Annotated in this window: 13 protein-coding genes; 5 read left to right on the top strand and 8 right to left on the bottom strand. The window is 71.8% G+C overall.

Annotation, left to right across the window (positions count from 1 at the left end; genetic code table 11):
* Window positions 1–56: 56 nt before the first annotated feature.
* The 7 genes from KLO01_RS02405 to KLO01_RS02375 form a co-directional block, all read right to left on the bottom strand.
* On the bottom strand, window positions 57–989 hold the full coding sequence (locus tag KLO01_RS02405) for a carbon-nitrogen hydrolase family protein (RefSeq protein WP_147061954.1): 933 nt from the start codon (window positions 987–989) through the stop codon (window positions 57–59).
* On the bottom strand, window positions 989–1,651 hold the full coding sequence (locus tag KLO01_RS02400; RefSeq protein WP_147061953.1) for an SRPBCC family protein: 663 nt from the start codon (window positions 1,649–1,651) through the stop codon (window positions 989–991). The genes KLO01_RS02405 and KLO01_RS02400 overlap by 1 nt, the downstream gene beginning before the upstream one ends.
* Window positions 1,648–4,086: an aerobic carbon-monoxide dehydrogenase large subunit gene (cutA, locus tag KLO01_RS02395; RefSeq protein WP_147061952.1), complete on the bottom strand. Its 2,439-nt coding sequence runs from the start codon at window positions 4,084–4,086 to the stop codon at window positions 1,648–1,650. The genes KLO01_RS02400 and cutA overlap by 4 nt, the downstream gene beginning before the upstream one ends.
* Window positions 4,083–4,616 (bottom strand): (2Fe-2S)-binding protein, encoded by a 534-nt coding sequence (locus KLO01_RS02390; RefSeq protein ID WP_147061951.1) that lies wholly within the window; start codon window positions 4,614–4,616, stop codon window positions 4,083–4,085. Before KLO01_RS02390 ends, cutA begins: the two co-directional genes overlap by 4 nt.
* Window positions 4,613–5,515 carry an FAD binding domain-containing protein gene (locus tag KLO01_RS02385; protein ID WP_147061950.1) on the bottom strand — a complete coding sequence of 301 codons (903 nt, stop codon included), beginning with the start codon at window positions 5,513–5,515 and terminating at the stop codon, window positions 4,613–4,615. The genes KLO01_RS02390 and KLO01_RS02385 overlap by 4 nt, the downstream gene beginning before the upstream one ends.
* A 94-nt stretch (window positions 5,516–5,609) precedes the next feature.
* Entirely contained in the window at window positions 5,610–7,121 is a 1,512-nt protein-coding gene (locus KLO01_RS02380) for a uracil-xanthine permease family protein (RefSeq protein WP_147061949.1), read from the bottom strand.
* A 162-nt stretch (window positions 7,122–7,283) separates the two neighbouring features.
* Window positions 7,284–8,486, bottom strand: a complete 1,203-nt coding sequence (locus tag KLO01_RS02375) for an ROK family transcriptional regulator (RefSeq protein WP_147061948.1) — start codon at window positions 8,484–8,486, stop codon at window positions 7,284–7,286.
* Between the two features lie 120 nt (window positions 8,487–8,606).
* Here KLO01_RS02375 and KLO01_RS02370 point away from each other — a divergent pair, with 120 nt between their 5' ends.
* Entirely contained in the window at window positions 8,607–9,893 is a 1,287-nt protein-coding gene (locus KLO01_RS02370) for a DUF1479 domain-containing protein (RefSeq protein ID WP_147061947.1), read from the top strand.
* A gap of 211 nt (window positions 9,894–10,104) precedes the next feature.
* Here KLO01_RS02370 and KLO01_RS02365 read toward each other — a convergent pair whose 3' ends face one another.
* The gene (locus tag KLO01_RS02365) at window positions 10,105–11,433 is read right to left on the bottom strand and encodes a PucR family transcriptional regulator (protein WP_246136015.1); all 1,329 of its coding nucleotides are present in this window, start codon (window positions 11,431–11,433) and stop codon (window positions 10,105–10,107) included.
* A 78-nt stretch (window positions 11,434–11,511) separates the two neighbouring features.
* Here KLO01_RS02365 and KLO01_RS02360 point away from each other — a divergent pair, with 78 nt between their 5' ends.
* The 4 genes from KLO01_RS02360 to KLO01_RS02345 all read left to right on the top strand — a co-directional run bounded on the left by KLO01_RS02360 (window position 11,512) and on the right by KLO01_RS02345 (window position 16,206).
* Window positions 11,512–12,207 (top strand): oxamate carbamoyltransferase subunit AllH family protein, encoded by a 696-nt coding sequence (locus KLO01_RS02360; protein ID WP_186827885.1) that lies wholly within the window; start codon window positions 11,512–11,514, stop codon window positions 12,205–12,207.
* Window positions 12,204–13,700 carry an AllF/FdrA family protein gene (locus tag KLO01_RS02355; RefSeq protein ID WP_147061945.1) on the top strand — a complete coding sequence of 499 codons (1,497 nt, stop codon included), beginning with the start codon at window positions 12,204–12,206 and terminating at the stop codon, window positions 13,698–13,700. Before KLO01_RS02360 ends, KLO01_RS02355 begins: the two co-directional genes overlap by 4 nt.
* On the top strand, window positions 13,697–15,136 hold the full coding sequence (locus KLO01_RS02350) for a YlbE family protein (protein ID WP_147061944.1): 1,440 nt from the start codon (window positions 13,697–13,699) through the stop codon (window positions 15,134–15,136). The genes KLO01_RS02355 and KLO01_RS02350 overlap by 4 nt, the downstream gene beginning before the upstream one ends.
* Before the next feature lie 206 nt (window positions 15,137–15,342).
* Window positions 15,343–16,206 (top strand): bifunctional methylenetetrahydrofolate dehydrogenase/methenyltetrahydrofolate cyclohydrolase, encoded by an 864-nt coding sequence (locus tag KLO01_RS02345; RefSeq protein WP_147061943.1) that lies wholly within the window; start codon window positions 15,343–15,345, stop codon window positions 16,204–16,206.
* Window positions 16,207–16,326 lie beyond the last annotated feature (120 nt).

Here is a 16,326-nt window from a genome sequence, read left to right as displayed (position 1 = left end):
GCGCAGCAGTGCACAGTGGCGACGGCCCATCGTGGCCGCGGCGAGCCTTCGAGCGGTCAGTCGCCTTCGGGCTTGTGGTCCGGGCGCGGGCCGCCGTGCGGGAACGCCGTCTTGGCCGGCGACTCGAGCTCCTCGCGGTGGCCGCGGATGAGGTCGAGGTTGCGGTCACGCAGGTGGTCGAACCCCTGCGAGATGTTCGAGCCCGGGGTGAGCGACGACAACGCCGTCTCGGGGTCGAGACGGGCCGAGACCCAGCCCTCGTGCGACGCGGCCTTGGCCACGATCGTCGCGTTGGGCGTGACGATGTGGCTGTTGCCGAAGTAGATGACCCCGGCCGGGTCGATGCCGGTCGCGTTGGCGCCGATGACGTAGACGTGGTTGTCGTAGGCACGGGCCCGCGACGTGAGCTCCCAGATGTCGGCCGAGCGGAGCAGCGCCGACGGCCGGCAGATGATCTCGGCGCCCTGGACGGCCTGGATCCGCGACAGCTCCGGGTAGTCGCCGTCGAAGCAGATGATCATGCCGATGCGGCCGAGGGCGGTGTCGGACACCGTGACCGTATCGCCCGGCGTGACCCAGCCACCGCCGGAGACGGCCTCGGTGCAGAACGGGTGGGTCTTGCGATAGACGCCGAGCAGCGAGCCGTCGGTGTCGACGAGGATCGACGCGTTGTAGACGATCCCGCGCTCGGGGCCGCGCTCGTAGGTCCCGACGCAGAGGACGATGCCGAGCTCACGGGCGAGGTCCTGGAACGGCTGCGACATGGCGCCCGGCAGCTCGCTCACGAGGTCCCAGAGCTGCTCGGTCGAGCAGTCCGGCGTGAAGCCGGTCGTCGCCGACTCGGGCAGCACGACGAGCTCGGCACCGGTCTCGGCGACGCAGCGCCGCACGAAGTCGAGGCACCGCTCGATGTTGGCCTCGATGACCTGGGGGGTGAGCGACCCGCGGACGGGCGCCACCTGGATGGCAGCAGCAGTGAACGGACGCATCAGCGACCTCCGATGAGCCAGCCGACGACGACGCCGGCGAGTGCGACGCCCGCTCCGAAGAGGGCGCCCTGGACAAAACCCGAGCCGGAACCGCCGGCCGCAGCGGAAGCCGCGGAGCCGGCATACACGCCGGTCTGCTGTGCGCCGACGGGTGCGGGCACGCCCGCGCCACCAGCGACGGCCCCCGCACCGACAGCCGCGGGTGCGGCGGCTGCGGGACGCTCGCCTGCGATGTCGCGGTCGAGGGCGGTGAACATCTGGCCGGCCATCTTGCGGGCGACGCCGGCGAGCATGCGCTGGCCGACACCGCCGATGGGTCCGCCGACGATGGCGTCGGCCTCGTAGGAGATCGCCGTGCCGCCGCCCTCACCCGGCGCGAGCGAGACGTCGACGGTCGTCGCGATCGTGCCCGGAGCGCCGGCGCCCTCGGCCTTCATCGTGAAGGCGGTCGGCTCGGTGACGTCGGTGATCGCGACCTCGCCGTCGTACGAGCCCTTGATCGCCGCGACACCCGCCATGACGGTCATGGCGTAGCGGCCGGGTGAGAGCTCGCGCAGCGACTGGCACCCGGGGATGCAGCGTGCGAGGACGGCGGGGTCGTGGACCGCGGTCCACACCTGCTCGGGGGAGGCGGCCATGGTGGCCGTGCCGGAGATCTTCATGCGGACTCCTGGGTCGGGGTCGTCGTCGTGGTCGGGGTCGAGGCGCTCGTGGACTGCGCGGCGGCGGCGTGCTCACGTCGCAGGTCCCAGAGCTCGGTCGGGCTGATGGGCATCGAGCGGATCGGGAAGCCCTCGGCGTCCTCGATGGCCGACGCGATGACGGCGGTGACGGGGATGGTGCCTGCCTCGCCGGCACCCTTGATCCCCAACGGGTTGAGGGGCGAGGGCGTCTCGAGGTGGTCGGTCTCGATGTGCGGGACCTCGGAGGCGTAGGGGATGAGGAAGTCCATGAACGACGCGTTGAGCAGCTGCCCGGTCTCGTCGTAGGCCATCCGCTCGTAGAGCGCGCCGCCGACGCCCTGCGCGACGCCGCCGTGGACCTGGCCCTCGACGATCATCGGGTTGACGACGGTGCCGCAGTCGTGGATGACGCAGTAGCGCAGGATCGTGATCTCGGCGGTGACCGGGTCGGTCTCGACGATGGCGGCGTGCATGCCGTTGGCGAAGGTCGCCTGCGTGGGCGAGTAGTAGTCCTTGCCCTCGAGGCCGGGCTCGTCGTCGTCGGCGACCGGCGGCTTGTCGGGGTCGAACGCGCCGGCGAACTGCGTCGCGGCCTTGGCCGACTCGTCGAAGGCGTAGCGGAGCGGGTTCGACATCACGGCCACGGTCGACAGCGCGATGGAGGCGTGCGGTGCGCCCTTGACGCTGATCGTGCCGTCCTCGATCTGGAGGTCGGCCTCGCTGACCTCGAGCGCGTCGGCGGCGATCCGCAGCGCCTTGGCCCTCACCGCACGCGCGGCCAGTGCCACGGCGTTGCCCGACATCACGGCACCGCGCGACGCGAACGTCCCCACGGCATACGGCATCCGCCTCGTGTCACCGGTGGTGACGTGGACGTCGTCGATCGAGACGCCGAGCTCGTCGGCGACGATCTGGGCGAGGATCGTCTGGTGCCCCTGGCCCTGGGTGGTGAGGCCGGTGGCGACGTTGACCCGTCCGCTCGTCTCGACGTGGACGTGCCCGCCCTCGTAGGGGCCGACTCCGGTGCCCTCGACGTAGCAGCCGATGCCGAGACCGACCTTGCGCCCCTCGGCCTCCGCCTGCTCCCGGTATGCCGTGAAGTCGTCCCAGCCCACGAGCGCCTTGAGCTTGGCGAGGGAGGCGGGGAAGTCGCCCGAGTCGTACTTGAGCGGGCGGCCGTCCTGGAAGAGCAGGCCCTGGTCGTAGGGCATCTCCTCGGGCTGGATGAAGTTGCGCGAGCGGACCTCGGTGCGGTCGATGCCGAGCTCGGCGGCGATGGCGTCCATCGTCCGCTCCATCGCGAAGCAGCCCTGGGGGCGGCCGGCGCCCCGATAGGGCGTCACGAGAACGGTGTTGGTGTACATCGACCAGAACTCGACGCGGTAGTTCTGCGGCTTGTAGGGGCCGAGCAGCTGGGTCGCGGTGATGATCGGGACGATGACGCCATAGGGGAGGTAGGCGCCGTTGTCGTGCCAGAACTTCACGTCGAGGGCGAGCAGCCGCCCGTCGTCGTCGAACCCGACGGTGACCTGCTGGAGCTGGCCGCGCTCATGGGCGCTGGAGGTGAAGTGCTCGCGGCGGTCCTCGGTCCACTTGACGTCGTGGTCGAGCCTGCGCGCGGCCCACGGGATGAGCACCTCCTCCGGCCACGGGTGCATGATCTTGACGCCGAAGCCGCCGCCGACGTCGGGCGCGATGCACTCGACCTGGGCGAGGGGCAGCTGGAGCTTGGAGGCGACGGCGGCGCGCACACCGGTCGTGGTCTGCGTGGACGAGTGGATGCGCATCCGCTGCTCGTCGGCGTCCCAGTGCGCGAGGACGCCCTTGCCCTCCATCGGCATGCACGCGCTGCGCTCGATCTCGAGGTCGAGGGTGAGGGTGCGCGGCGCCTTGGCCATCGCGGCCTCGACGTTGCCGACCTCCTGGAGCAGGTGTGCCGCGACGTTGCCCGGTGCGTCGTCGTGGACGAGACCCTCGCCGTCACGGGACTTCTCCAGCCCGACGATGGGAGGCAGGAAGTCGTAGCTCACGACGATGCGCTGGGCGGCGTCCTCGGCGAGGTAGCGGTCGCGCGCGACGACCATGACGATGGCCTCGCCGACGTGGTTGACGTCGTCCTTGGCCAGGGCGTGGCCGGTGCGCCCGGCGACGATGCTCGGGTGGGGGATGAGCAGCGGGAGGCGGTCGCCGACCGGACCGTCGAGGTCCTCGTGGGTGTAGACGGCGATGACCCCGTCGACCTCGAGCGCGCCGTCGACGTCGATGTCGGTGATCCGCGCGTGGGCGTGCGGGCTGCGGACGAAGGCGACCTCGTATGCCGTGTGCCCCAGGTCGTCGAGGTAGCGCCCGTTGCCGGTGACGAGGCGCGGGTCCTCCTTGCGCTGGACGGGGGCGCCGAACTGGCGGGTGGTCACGCGCGCTCACCCGCCTCGGTGCTGCTCGTGGACCGCTCGCGCCTGATCTCGGCGGCGCGCACGACGGCCTTGCAGATGTTCTGGTAGCCGGTGCAGCGACAGAGGTTGCCCGAGATCGCCTCGCGCGCCTCCTCGAGCGTGGGGTCGGGGTTCTCCTCGATGAAGGCGGAGATCGTCGTGACGAATCCCGGTGTGCAGAAGCCGCACTGGAGTCCGTGGCACTCGACGAACGCCTGCTGGACGGGGCCCATGGCCTCCTGCGTGCCGAGGCCCTCGACCGTCGTGAGCTCGTGCTCCTGGGCCGAGACGGCGAACATCAGGCACGAGCGCATCGGGTCGCCGTCGACGAGGACGGTGCACGCGCCGCAGACGCCGTGCTCGCACCCGACGTGGGTGCCGGTGAGCCGCAGGTCGTGGCGCAGGAAGTCCGAGAGCAGGCGGCGGGGTTCGACGGTCCGGGTGTGCTCGACGCCGTTGACCCGAAGCGTCACGTCCACGAGGGCGGGTGCGGTCTGGTCGGTGTCGGTCATGCGTGTCCCTCGGTCGTGGTGGTCGCCGGCTCGGTGGTCGTGGCTGCAGTGGTCAGCGCCCGCCTGGTGAGCTCGACGGCGAGCGCGCGGCGGTAGTCGCTGCTCGCGTGGATGTCGGCCTCGGGCGCGATACCCGCCTGCACGAGCTCCTCGACGCCGTCCCAGCTCGCCGACGAGACCCGCTGTCCCGCAACGGCTTCGGAGAGGTCGAGGACGACGGGGATGTCCGTGACCGAGACGTATGCCGCACGCGCACCGCGCACGACCGCGTCGGGTCCGTCGCCCTCGACGTCGACGGCGACGCCGAGCCCGGCGAGGGCGTAGTCGCCGTGGCGGCGGGCGGACTCGAGGAACGCGGTGCGGGTGCCGGGGGCGAAACGTCCGAAGCGCACGGCCTCGAGGATCTCGTCGGCCTCGAGCAGCGTCTGGAGCGGCCCCTCGAAGAACTCGCGCGCTGCGATCTCGCGTCGACCGCGCGGCCCGATCGCCTCGATGACGGCGTCGGTGAGGACGGCGATCGAGGGCATCTCACCGGCGGCGTCGGCGTGCGCGATGGAGCCGACCGTGGTGCCGCGGTTGCGGATGGCCGGGTGGGCCACGTTGCGGAGCGCCTGACGCAGGAGGGGGAGGACGGCATACGCGCCGTCGTGCTTCTCGAGCTGCGCGTGCCGCACGATGGCACCGACACGCACGGAGGTGTCGGTGACGGTCACGGTGTCGAGGCCGGCCACCCGGTTGATGTCGACGAGGTGCGCGGGCTGCGCGAGCCGCATGTTGAGCACCGGGATGAGGCTCTGGCCTCCGGCGAGGACCTTGCCGTCGTGCCCCACGTCACCGAGGACCGCGACGGCCTCGTCGAGCGTGCGGGGGGAGTGGTGCACGAACGGTGCGGGTTTCACCTGGAGGGCTCCTTGCCTGCTGGTCGTGCTGTGCGTTCTGGGGGAATGGCGCCGCCCCGCCCGGAGTCGGCCCCGGGCGGGGCGGCGGTGAGTCTCAGGGCCTGCGGTCGCGGTCCTGGTCGCGCCGGCCCGGGTCGCCCGGGTAGCCGGACTGGTAGAGGTCGTCGATGCCGTCCTCGTCACCGTAGACGCGGTCTCCGGTGGTGATCGCGGTGCCTCCGGTGGCCCCGTGCCCGTCGGCGCGGTGGCGCAGGTCGGCGGGTGCGATCGAGCGGGCGAGGTGGAAGGCGCCGATGGCGACGATCGTGCCGAGGGCGATGCCGCTCAGGGTGAAGTCCTCGCTGAACTTCATCTTGACGTCACCGATGCCGATGACGATGCCGGCCGCGACCGGGACGAGGTTGATCGGGTTCGCGAAGTCGACCCCGTTCTCCTTCCAGATCTTGGCGCCGAGCAGGCCGATCATGCCGTAGAGGACGACCGTGATGCCGCCGAGGACGCCGCCGGGGACGGAGGCCACGAGGGCGCCGAACTTGGGCGAGAGGCCGAAGAGGATGGCGACGAGCGCGGCGACGTAGTAGGCGGCGGTCGAGTAGACGCGGGTCGCGGCCATGACACCGATGTTCTCGGCGTAGGTCGTGGTCGGCGAGCCACCCACGGAGGAGGCGAGGATCGTGCCGACGCCGTCGGCGGCGATCGCGCGGCCCATGTCCTTGTCGAGGTTGTGGCCGGTCATCTCGGCGACGGCCTTGACGTGGCCGGTGTTCTCGGCGATGAGGGCGATGACGGCGGGGAGCACGAGGAGGATCGCCGCGGTGGAGAAGCTCGGGGTGTGCCAGCCGGGGACCTCGGTGCCGTCGGCGTTGAAGATCGTCTTGGCCGGGAAGCCGAACCAGGCGGCGTCACCGATGCCCGCGGTGTTCCAGCGGAAGTGGTCGGTCGCCTCGGTGGCGCCACCGAGGACGGAGTTGATCTGACCCGCGGTCTTGTCGAGGATCCACGAGAGCAGCGTGCCGAAGATCAGCGCGAGGAAGATCGCGATCCGGCTGATGAAGCCCTTGAAGGCCACGGCGCAGACGATCGTGAAGAGCATCGTCAGCAGGGCGACCCACTGGTCCTGCGGCCAGTAGATGTTGGCCACGACGGGGGCGAGGTTGAAGCCGATGAGCATGACGACCGCGCCGGTGACGACGGGCGGCAGCACCTTGTGCAGCACGCCAGAGCCGACGAAGTGGATCGCGACGCCGACGAGGGCGAGCACGACACCGGCCACGAGGATCGCGCCGGTGACCTCCGAGGAGTCGCCACCCTGCGCGCGGATGGCGGCGACACCACCGACGAACGCGGCGGACGTGCCGAGGTAGCTCGGGACGCGGCCCTGGACGATGAGCAGGAACGCGATGGTCGCGATACCGCTCATCATGATCGCCAGCTGGGGGTTGAGACCCATGACCAGCGGGAAGACGAAGGTGGCGCCGAACATCGCGACCACGTGCTGTGCGCCGAGGCCGACGGTGCGACCCCAGTCCAGGCGCTCGTCGGGCGCGACGACGTCATCGAGCCCGAGCGTGCCCTCCTTGACCTTCCAACCAAGACCAAGAGCCATGTGTGCCTACTTTCGTCAGCGGACGGCGTGCAGGGGTCACGTCGTCGTGGTGATGAGGACGCTAGTTGTGCGGTCCTCCGGGACATTCGTCAATCTCTGACAGGGGAGCCCGCGGACCGTTGGCAACTCGGGGTGGCCCGTGTCACACGGCTGTCATACGCGTCATGTTGACACGGTGCCCGGCTGCGCGGACCACGTTGCGAGCAACTCGCCGAGAGCGTGGATCCGGGCTCCGGTGAGGGGTGCGTCGTCGGTGATGCCGGCGCGTTCGACCGTGGTGGCGACGCCTCCCGCGTCGGCGAGCGCGGTGGTCACCGCCTCCACGACCTCCGTATGCCGTCCCCAGCGTCCGCTGAGCACGACCAGCTCCGGGTCGAGCAGGTAGGCGTGGGCCCGGGCGACCTCGGCGACGGCGGCAGCGAGGCGCCTGGCCTGGCCGGCACCGCGGTCGAGGTCCTCGAGCAGCGACTCGACCTCGATGGCCTTGCTGCCCTCGCGGAGGTAGCCGAGCGAGGCGACGCACTCCATGAGCGTGCCGCTGGGAGCGGCAGACGTGGCCTGGGTGCTCCGGGTGCCCCGGGTGCCCCGGGTGCCCCGGGTGCCCCGGGTGCCCCGGGTCGGGACCGAGGTGCGCGAGTAGGCGACCTCACCGGCAAGGCCGCGGGCGCCGTGCAGCGGTCGGCCACCGGCCCACATCGCAGCACCCATGCCCTCGTCGAGGTGGAGCTGGAGGACGTCGTCGACCCCGACCGCGACGCCCTCGGTGTGCTCGGCGAGCAGGGCCCAGCTGACGTCGTTGTCGACGACCGGTGGGACGGGGACGACCTTGGCGAGGAGCCGGACGGGGTCGAGCTCGCCGACGAGGAAGGGGCTGGCGGGCAGCTCGACCACCCGGCCGGTGCGGCGGTCGACGGGGTCGGCGACGGACACGGTGACGACACGGACCGGTCCGGGGGAGTCGGAGGTGAGCGCACGGCATACGGCGGTCAGGGCGCGACCGAGCGAGCCCGGGGTGACGGGCGACGACAGGGTGCGCCGATGCGTGGCGAGCACCCGGCCGTCGAGGGCGACGACCTCCCCGACGACACCCTCGGGCCCGGCCTGCACGGCGAGCGCGCAGCCGGCCGCGTCGTTGACCGTGAGGTAGGTGCCGGCCCGGCCACGCCCGCCCGAGGCGCGCTCGCCTTCGACGACGACCCCGGCCTCGAGGAGGCGGGCGACGCTCTGGGACACGGTGGGCTTTGACAGGCCGGTCGCCGTGGCCGCTGCGGCGCGGGTGAGCTGGCCCGCGCTCGCGACGGCGGCGAGGACGTGCCGGTCGCTGAGCGAGCGGAGCAGGTCGAGCGAGGGGAGGTCGACGGTCACGGACCAGCCTTTCGTTAGGACTCCTTGCAAACTAGCAGAGGTCGCCGCTACGATCGGCGCAACGGGTTCCAGTCAGGAGTCCTTACGAACCGCAGTCGAGTGAAGAGGGAGTGGTCGAGGATGACCGCGAACGTCGAGGCCCATCCCCTGCCGCACTGGGAGACCAAGCCGGAGGACGTCACCGGCGCGACCGTCGAGATCAAGCGGGCGCTCAAGGCGCGCATCGCGCAGAGCGGCCGCACCGTCGAGGAGCTCTTCGCCGAGCTCGAGGCCCGCATCGCCCGGCGCGTCGAGGCGATCAAGGCCGAGCGCGAGGCCGGCGAGCAGGTCTGGCCCGTCATCGACTTCGCCGACATCGAGGCCGGGACCGTGCCGGCCGAGCTCGTGGCCAAGGTCAAGGAGCGCGGCTGCGCCGTCGTCCGCGGCACCTTCCCGCACGAGCAGGCGCTCCAGTGGGACCGTGACATCGTCGACTACACGACGCGCAACGAGTTCTTCGAGAAGTACACCGGGCCCGCCGACGACTTCTTCGCCAGCGTCGAGAGCGCACCCGAGATCTACCCGATCTACTGGTCGCAGCCGCAGATGGAGGCGCGCCAGAGCCCGAGGATGGCGGCGGTGCAGGGCTTCCTCAACAGCCAGTGGACCCACGAGTCGCAGGGCCGCCAGTGGTTCGACCCGAACCGCGACTCGCTCTACCCGGACCGCATCCGGCGCCGCCCGCCGGGCACCGACTCCGCGGGGCTCGGCACGCACCTCGACACCGGCAGCATCGACCTCTACATGACGCAGGGCTACCAGGAGGTCTTCCGCCACCTCTTCTCGGGCGACGTCGAGAGCTACGACCCGTGGGACGCGGCGCACCGCACCGACGCGGTGAACTACCCGGCGTCGACGATGTGCTCGGCGTTCCGCACCTTCCAGGGGTGGACGGCCCTGTCCGATATGGGCCACGACCAGGGCGTCCTGCACACGGTGCCGATCCCCGAGGCGATGGCCTACCTCATGCTCCGTCCGCTGCTCGACGACGTCGCCGACGACGAGCTCTGCGGGATCGCGCACAACCAGACCTTCCCGATCTCGTGGAAGTGGCACCCGCTGCTCATGGAGGCTGTCTCGGGCATCCCGGACGTGCAGGCCGGCGACACCGTGTGGTGGCACTGCGACCTCATCCACTCCGTGGCGGAGGTCGAGGACCAAGTGGGCTGGGGCAACGTCATGTACATCCCGGCCGCGCCGTGGTGCCCCCGCAACGAGGCGTATGCCGGGTCCGTGCGAGAGGCGTTCCTCACCGGTTCCAGCCCGAGCGACTTCCCCGAGGAGCACTACGAGCGCGACTGGGAGGGGCGCTTCCAGCCCGAGCAGCTCAACGAGATCGGTCGCCGCGGCCTCGGCATGACCGACTGACCACCTGCCGACCGGCCGACCGGCCGACCGCACGAGCGGCGCACAACGTGACGAGGGGCGCAGCATGGCTGCGCCCCTCGTCACGTCCTGCGCCGGTGACCCGTTCTCGCCCCCGGTCACCCCCGACTTATTGCCCGAAGGGGAGATTCCGCGGCCGCAAAGGCCGCGACATACGTCCCATTCGGGCAATAAGTCGCTGAGGGGGGTTGCGTCAGACGCCGCGCATCTGACGGATCCGCAGTGCCAGCGCGAGGGTCAACCGGAGCTGCGGGTCGGTCGTGAACGGGCCGAGCATCTGCTCGAGCTTGGCGATCCGGTAGCGCAGCGTGTTGTAGTGGAAGAAGAGGATGCGCGCGGTCTCGGCGACGTTGAGGTTGGTGTCGAGGAGCACCTGGAGCGTCTGGCGCAGGTCGGCGTAGGACGACTGGTCGTCCGTGGCCAGCTCACCGAGCGCCTCGTCGACGAAGGCCCGCAGGTCGGCCGAGTCGGGGATGAGCGACAGCAGCCGATAGATCCCCAGGGCGTCGAAGTGCATCACCGCGGCCTCGCCCTGCATCTGCCGTCCGACGGCGACGGCACGCAGCGCCTCGGAGTACGCGCGCGGGATGTCGGCCACCGACTCCAGGGGGCGCGACACACCGGTCGAGAACGACCGACGCCCGCCACCACCGTCACCGCTGACGACCTTGATGATCTCGCCGACCGAGCGCATCACCGTCTCCTGCTCGCCCTCGCCACCGCAGGGTGCGGGGAGCAGTGCGACGACCTCCTGCGAGAACCCGGCCACCGGGGCCTTGGGCTCGCGGGTCCGCACCGCCTGCACCCAGGCCCGCACGAACCGCTCCTGGAGCGAGCGGACCTCGTCACTGGCCCGCGAGGTGTGGGAGTCGTCCTCGTCGGTCTCGGCGACGACGACGACCATCCGCCGGTCGAGGTCCCAGCCGAGCGAGGCGGCGTGGGCGACCGCCTCCGCGGGTCCGCCCCCGCGCCCGACGAGGGTGTCGCGCAGGAACTCCGCGCGGTACTTGCCCTCGACGGCCGAGACCGCCTGCTCCTTGGTGATGGCGAGCGCGGCGACGGTGGCCGCCCGCTCGAGCCCGTGCACGTCGGTCGTCGTCAGGGTCCGCCCGGGAGTGAACACCGCGAGCAGCCCGTGGTCCGAGGTCCCGGCCACGATCCGCACCAGGGTCCGCTCGGACTTCACCCCACCGGGCTCGCGCTCGCCGACCGGCTCGTCCTCGACGATGAGCCGGCCGGTGCGGTCGAAGCAGTCGAGCGCCAGCACCTCGGCGACGTCCTCCTCGGAGCCCGCCGTCGTCATGACCCGGCCGTCGGTCGTCAGGACGAGCGCGACCCCGGTGAAGAGCTCGACCAGCGCCTCGCAGAGATCGCCCAGCGAGCCTCCGCGCAGCACGGTCTGCACGAGGATCCGGTTGACCTCGTCCTCGCGGCGCAGCAGCTCGGCCTGGTGGTCGACGACGCGTCGCAGCGACTCCACGGTCGTGGCGTCCTCGACGGTGCCCGGGCCGTCCGATGGCAACTGCTGGGCCTGAGACGCCGGATCGTTGGCAACTTTTACCATCCGGCCAGAGTAGCCCGGCTGACTAGCGTCATCAGGGTGCATCCCAGAATCCCGGCCGCGGCCTCACCGCTCACGCAGGGTCTCGTCACGGGTGCACGCCGTCCCGCCGTCGTGCTCGCGGCCTTCCCGACCGCGCTCTACCTCGGGCTGCCCGACCACGCGTCGGTCCTGCCCGTGGTCACGAGCGACGCGCTCATCCTGCCGACGGCGATCCGCCTGCCGACCCCCGGTCCGCGCGACTGGGGCGTGCGCGCCGGAGACGTCGTGACCGTGGGTGGCTACGTCGTCTCGCTGCCGAGCCACGGCATACGCGTCGTGCGGTCGTGGCGGCCCCGACAGGTCACGAGCGGCGCCGCGCGAGCGGACGGCTTCGACTGGGCCCCGCTGCTCGCCGAGGTCGGTCGCGGCGAGGGACTCACCCCGCGCGCCGACGACGTCCTCTGCGGGGCGCTCCTCGCCGCTCGCGCCCTCGGTCTCGCGCTGCCGGAGGCCCTCCCGCTCGAGCGCACCACGAGCCTGTCGGCGTCACTCCTCGTCGCTGCCAGGGCCGGGTATGCCGTGTCCTGCGTCGTCGACCACGTCACCGACGCGGTGGCCGGCGTCGCCGACCTCACCCCCACCCGCGAGCGTGTCCTCGCCATCGGACACACCTCCGGCGAGGCACTCCTCGCCGGAGTCGACCTCGCCCTGAACCACGTCAACAGCCCTCTGCCGGAAGGAATCCCGTCGTGAGCATCACCCACGTCGATGTGCGCCGAGGCGCCTACCACGACTCCGTGACCCTGCTCCAGGTGTCACGGACCGTCGCCGACGTCGACGGCGTCGAAGCCGCCCAGGTCGCCATGGCCACCGAGCTCAACGTCGAGGTGCTGAGCGGCATGGGCTTCGACGTCCCCGAGGGCGCCGGCGCCAACGACCTCGTCGTCGCCGTCCGCGCCGCCGACGAGGATGGCGTGGCCGCCGGCATCGCCGCCGCCGAGGCCGCCCTCTCCGCGAAGTCGACCACCCCCAGCGGTGGCTTCGGTGACCCGCCGCCCCCGCGCACGACCGCCGCGGCCGTCCGCGCCGGTGGGGCCGACATCGCGCTCATCTCCGTGCCCGGCCGCTACGCCGCGACCGAGGCGCTCGACGCCATCGGCGCCGGGGCGTCCGTGATGCTGTTCTCGGACAACGTCTCCGTCGAGGACGAGGTCATGCTCAAGGACGCCGCGGCCGCCGCCGACGTCCTCGTCATGGGCCCGGACTGCGGCACCGCCGTCGTCGGGGGAGTGGCACTCGGCTTCGCCAACGTCGTGGGCGCCGGACCGGTCGGCATGGTCGCCGCGTCGGGCACCGGCGCGCAGCAGATCATGTGCCTGCTCGACGCCGCCGGCGTGGGCATCTCGCACTGTCTCGGCGTCGGTGGCCGCGACCTCAAGACCGCGGTCGGCGCCCGCTCCACCCGCCAGGCGCTGGCGGCGCTCGCCGCCGACGAGGGCACGACCTCGATCGTCGTCGTCTCCAAGCCGCCGGACGAGGAGGTCCTCGCCGACCTCGAGACGTATGCCGCCGGGCTGGGCGTCCCGGTCCGCTGGGCCACGCTCGGGTCGGGTCGTCCCGACCTCACCTCCGCCGTCGAGGCGGTGCTGCGGGCCGAGGGTCGCGACGTGCCGGAGTGGCCGAGCTGGGTGGCGGAGGGCGACCCCGAGGCGGGGTCGGTCGCCGGCAGCCTGCGCGGGCTCTTCTGTGGTGGCACCCTCGCCGACGACGCGATGTTGCTCGCCGCCGATGCGCTCGGCGACATCCGGTCCAACATCCCGCTGCGCGACGACCTCGCGCTCGGCTCGGACATGAGGGACGACGGTCACCTCGTCATCGACTTCGGCGACGACGGACTGACCCAGGGCCGGGCGCACCCGATGATCGACCCGACGCTGCGGATGGAGCGGATCGCGGCCGAGGCCGCCGACCCGACGTGCGGCGTCCTGCTGCTCGACCTCGTGCTCGGCTTCGGTGCGCACCAGGACCCCGCCGGCGAGCTCGCCGACGCGATCCGAGCCGCCAAGGAGTCGGCCCGTGCGCAGGGCCGTGAGCTCCCCGTCGTCGTCTCGGTCACCGGCACCGAGTCCGACCCGCAGGGCCTCACCCGCACCGGCGAAACCCTCGCTGCCGCCGGTGCCTCCGTCTTCCTGTCCAACCGCGATGCCACCCGGCACGCCCTGTCCTTCCTCGGGAGCACACGATGACGTCGCCCACCACCGCCACCTCCACCGGCTCCCCGCTGCGCGGTCTGCTGTCCGTCGAGTCGCCGGCCGTCGCCACCGCCGGTGTCGGGCTCTTCGCCGACGCGCTGCGCGGCCAGGCCGTGACCGTCGCCGAGGCCGACTGGCAGCCGCCGATGCCCGGGACCGAGGCCGACCTCGCCCGCGTCATGGCCGACGCGCGTCGAGCGGAAGCCAACGCGACGGCATACGCGCGTCTCATCGCCTCGACCGCCGAGCTCTGCGACGTCAAGCAGGCCAAGGACGCGCTCGGGCTCGAGCGCGGCACGTTCCTGCACGCGGGACCGCCCATCGACTGGGAGCGGGCCTCGGGTCCACTGAGGGGTGCGTTCATCGGCGCCGTCCTCTTCGAGGGCCTGGCCGACAACGCCGAGGAGGCCGAGAAGAAGCTCGCTGCCGGCGAGTTCACCTTCGAGCCGTGCCACCACCGCGACGCCGTCGGCCCGATGGCCGGTGTCGTGTCGCCGTCGATGTGGATGTACGGCCTGCGCGACGAGGTCCACGACGCGTGGTCCTGGTGCTCGCTCAACGAGGGTCTGGGCAAGGTGCTGCGCTACGGCGCCTACGGGCCCGAGGTCGTCGACCGCCTGCACTGGATGACCGACGTCCTCGGCCCCATCCTCCAGCAGTCGGTGCGGGCGACGGGTCCGTTCGACATCAAGTCGATCCTCGCGCAGATGCTCCAGATGGGCGACGAGGGCCACAACCGCAACCGCGCCGGCTCGCTCATGCTTCTGCGCGAGCTGCTCCCGGGGATGATCACGGCCGACGCGTCGTCGAACGACATCGCCGAGGCGGTGCGCTTCTCGGGTGCCAACGAGCACTTCTTCCTCAACCTCGGTATGCCGGCCTGCAAGCTCGCGACGATGGCGGCGCACGGCGTCCCGGGCTCCTCGCTCGTGACGACCATGGCGCGCAACGGCACCGACTTCGGGATCCGGGTCTCGGGCACCGGCGACGAGTGGTTCACCGGTCCGGCCAACACGCCGCAGGGACTCTTCCTCGGCGACTACGGACCCGACGACGCGAACCCCGACATCGGCGACTCGGCGATCACCGAGACGGCGGGCATCGGTGGGTTCGCGATGGCGGCGGCCCCGGCGATCGTCAAGTTCGTCGGTGGCGACGTGCCGTTCGCGCTGCGGGCGACCCAGACGATGTACGAGATCACGCTCGGCGAGCACCCGATGTTCCAGGTGCCGATCCTCGACTTCCGGGGCACGCCCACGGGCATCGACGTCGTCTCCGTCGTGCGGACCGGGATCCTGCCGCAGATCAACACCGGCATGGCCGGTCGGGTCGCGGGCACGGGCCAGGTCGGCGCCGGGCTCGTCAACCCGCCCACCGAGTGCTTCCCGGCGGCGCTGGCCGCGCTGGGCCGGGCGGTCCCACTCGCCTGACCTCCGTCCCGGGGGGTGTCTTTGCTCCCCCCGGTGACGCAAAGACACCCCCATCTGCTTCGCCTCGTGACGCGAAGGCCCGTTGCGTCAGGCACCGGAGCGAATGGGGGTGTCTTTGCATTGTGGGGTGGAGCAAAGACACTCCTCCGGCGAGGTGGTGGGTGGCGCCGCCCGCCCGGGGGCGTGGCTCTGGGAGGATTGCCGTCGTGACGGCTCAGATACTCGACGGCAAGGCGATCCTCGCGACCATCAAGGAGGAGCTGCGCGGCCGCGTGGCCGTCCTCGCGGAGCGCGGCATCACGCCGGGGCTCGGCACCGTGCTCGTCGGTGACGACCCGGGCAGCACCTGGTACGTCGGCGCCAAGCACAAGGACTGCGCCGACATCGGGCTGTCGAGCATCCGGCGCGACCTGCCCGCGTCGTCCTCGCTCGACGACGTGCTCGCCGTCGTGCGCGAGCTCAACGCCGACCCCGCCTGCACCGGCTTCCTCGTCCAGCAGCCCACCGGGCTCGACGAGAACCGCATCCTCGCCGAGGTCGACCCGGCCAAGGACGTCGACGGCCTCCACCCGACCAACCTCGGCTGGCTCGTCCTCGGACAGGAGGCCCCCCTGCCGTGCACACCCGTCGGCGTGGTCGAGCTCCTGCGCCGCTACGACGTGCCGATCGCCGGCGCCCGCGTCGTCGTCGTCGGTCGCGGCATCACCGTCGGCCGCCCGCTCTCGCTCATCCTCACCCGACGCTCGGAGAACGCGACCGTCGTCCAGTGCCACACCGGCACGGTCGACCTCGCTGCCGAGGTGCGCCGCGCCGACATCGTCGTCGCGGCGGCAGGTGTCCCCGGTCTCATTACCGGCTCGATGGTCAAGCCGGGCGCCGCCGTGCTCGACGTCGGCGTCAGCCGGGTCGTCGAGGACGGCAAGTCGGTCATCGCCGGCGACGTGGCCGCCGACGTCGCCGAGGTCGCCGGCTGGGTCAGCCCGAACCCGGGCGGTGTCGGACCGATGACGCGCGCGATGCTCCTCACCAACGTCGTCGAGATCGCCGAGAAGCAGGCCGGCCTGCGCTGAGCCGCAGCCCTGCGCTGAGCCGCAGCCCTGCCCGCCGCACCCACCGCAGCACGCACGAGGCCCGTGTCCCCCAGGGAGGGGGCACGGGCCTCGTGGTCCGGCGGTGGGTCAGCAGCGGCT

The organism is Knoellia locipacati, assembly GCF_007992835.1.
In the GTDB taxonomy this organism is placed as follows: Bacteria; Actinomycetota; Actinomycetes; order Actinomycetales; family Dermatophilaceae; genus Knoellia; species Knoellia locipacati.
Note: the sequence above shows the minus strand (reverse complement) of the source record. Positions and strands in the feature narration are given on the sequence as shown.

Bases quoted from the DNA above. Each gene is read 5' to 3' on its own strand.
- KLO01_RS02405 (WP_147061954.1), bottom strand. From the start codon at position 989: ATGCGTCCGTTCACTGCTGCTGCCATCCAGGTGGCGCCCGTCCGCGGG.
- KLO01_RS02400 (WP_147061953.1), bottom strand. From the start codon at position 1,651: ATGAAGATCTCCGGCACGGCCACCATGGCCGCCTCCCCCGAGCAGGTG.
- KLO01_RS02390 (WP_147061951.1), bottom strand. From the start codon at position 4,616: ATGACCGACACCGACCAGACCGCACCCGCCCTCGTGGACGTGACGCTT.
- KLO01_RS02380 (WP_147061949.1), bottom strand. From the start codon at position 7,121: ATGGCTCTTGGTCTTGGTTGGAAGGTCAAGGAGGGCACGCTCGGGCTC.
- KLO01_RS02370 (WP_147061947.1), top strand. From the start codon at position 8,607: ATGACCGCGAACGTCGAGGCCCATCCCCTGCCGCACTGGGAGACCAAG.
- KLO01_RS02350 (WP_147061944.1), top strand. From the start codon at position 13,697: ATGACGTCGCCCACCACCGCCACCTCCACCGGCTCCCCGCTGCGCGGT.